Below are 2,384 nucleotides of genomic sequence, written 5' to 3' on the forward strand. Positions count from 1 at the left end.
GAAGATGCCCCTTCGAAGACCAGAGTGTTGAGGTCAGTACTGCTGCTGTCGGAAATGGAATCCTGACCGTGCCCGGAGCGGAAAAGATAGGTGTCGTTGCCGGTGCCACCACGGAGGGTATCGTTGCCGGCACCACCGTCGAGGGTGTCGTTGCCGGTGCCGCCACTGAGGGAGTCATTGCCGGTGCCGCCGTCGAGGGTATCGTTGCCGGCGTCGCCACTGAGGGAGTCATTGCCGGTGCCACCATCGAGGATATCGTTACCGGTGCCGCCACTGAGGGAGTCATTGCCGGCGTAACCGTGCAGAGTGTCGTCATTGTCCAAGCCGCTGAGCGATTCTGAGTTATCAGAGCCGTAGACGGGGAAGCCCATAGCGGCGAGGTCGTCCATGGAGAGGGTTTTGTCATCAAAGACGATACTGAAGCGGCGGTAAGAGGAACTGCTGAAATAGTTGTTCAGGGTGACGGAGTCATTCTCAGATATCTTAATTAACAAACTATTATCAGACTTTATTATCTCTACTTCAGAAGAAGACAAATCATTGATAACTAATGCATTACTGTAGATATTATCGCTTATTTTATCATTAATTATAATATCTCCGGAATCTTTTTGAATAAAATAGGCTGTATTGCAATTATCACGGGCGTTAATAGTGCTATTTTTACTTTCTGGATTTATAACTAATAGTTCCGGAACTCCCAATTCCTGAGCAACCCCCTCCATATCTGGTATGTACATTAATACAGTGAAGAAAACATTTCGGGCAATCAAACTTCTTCCGAAGTCAGTTTTTTCCATTGACCTCATCAGAACTTCAAAAGCGGATGTATCAAGTGTTACCTCATTATTTTCCTTATCATAGGTAAATGTTAGTGTTGAAAACTCAATAGCAAATTCACTCTGGCTTAATAGTTGTGCCGAAACGTATTTTTCAAAGTCTTTTAATTGAGATTGAAGCTCTTTGTATGCATCAGATCCTGGAGTTGAAGAGCCATGCTGATTAAAGTCGCCACCTGTAATATTATTCATGAAACTGGTAACTTTATCGCGATCTGTGGCCCCCTGAGCATTGGTCCATGTAAAAACAATTTTTTCAATAAGCCCATCATTGATATGAGACAGTGGGTTGGCTATATACTCCTTAACGAGAGAAGCTAAGTCAGCATTATTATTCATTGCCTCATGGAGCGAAGTGACATTTCCCATTCCTGCAATATTAGGCAGGGCTAATATCTCCTTTTGGATGTCATCTTGCGGTATGTGGTACGTGTTTTGCTGATTGACATCAAACCATACATCAGTAGAAATAATACTTTCGCCATTATCCATGATGACTTCTGATATTTGCGTATGTTTATTATTGTTATCATCAATAAAGTTTGAATTTTGATACTGATACTTTATTGTGGCGATTTTTGCATCGGTTAGTGTAATTAACTCACCTGCATCGGTGTAACCGTTGCTATTTTTATCCTGCCATAATAAAAGCTCATTCCAGGACGAATCTTCTGAGTTGATGACCCCATCACTGTTGCTATCGAGATCTTTTAATGCTTCATATCCATTACTGGCATATTTTCCATTAGAAGTAAAAGTGTTATTTCCGAAAAGCTCAGAACCAGAATCAATAATACCGTTGCCATTTATATCTCTGGCCAGTAAAGCGTCATCACTATGCACCCAACTGCTTCGCTCAACAAATGAATTATTATCATGATCGAAATAGACACCTTCTGCACGAGAGATGGTTTCTATCCCATCGCCGTCAAGATCGATGATGATTGGTGAAGACATCTTTTCTGCATCGTCAGAGGATGGGCCTTTATTTTTATCCAAATACTTCATCGCATTGGCAAAAGCATTTAGTGGGCCAATAATTATACCTCCTGGATCTATCCCATTTCTTGCGAGAATATCCTGAAATCTTGGATTCATATTCGTAGGAAAATGAGGTATATTACTGACTGGCATGACAATAATCTCATTGTCAATTGCGCTACTAATAATATCACCAGCGAATACTGCTGCTATAGCTGCTATAGCTTTTACTGGTGGGGGAAGATTCGATAACAAGATTGCGGGTAGCAGAGATTCAGCAAGAACTCCTACAGCATCAGCAAACTGGCCGGCGACAACATCATTGATTTCACCTGCAGCAAGTTTATCAACAATATCCATCGCATTGAATCCATCCTGTATGGGACCGATTATATCCGATGTAGTTGAAGCTATTTCATTCCCAATAGCTTTGCCTATACTAATTGCATCAGCTAAAGCGTCCGCCAAGCGGTAATCCCCCCATTTTTAACGGAGGCAATAAGTAGAATCAGGTCATGCGTTGAATATGCTGCATCGGCGTGTAGCCATTTAACGCCATATTCG

At 42.2% G+C, this 2,384-nt stretch carries 1 protein-coding gene; it reads right to left on the reverse strand.

Translation table 11 applies throughout. The features are described 5' to 3' along the window. On the reverse strand, nucleotides 1-2,180 hold a 2,180-nt coding region (locus tag ACI2I2_RS10075), incomplete at its 3' end, for a calcium-binding protein (RefSeq protein WP_404657791.1). Nucleotides 2,181-2,384 lie beyond the last annotated feature (204 nt).

Origin of the sequence: Scandinavium sp. NPDC088450, assembly GCF_044900545.1 — a bacterium.
GTDB lineage: Bacteria > Pseudomonadota > Gammaproteobacteria > Enterobacterales > Enterobacteriaceae > Scandinavium.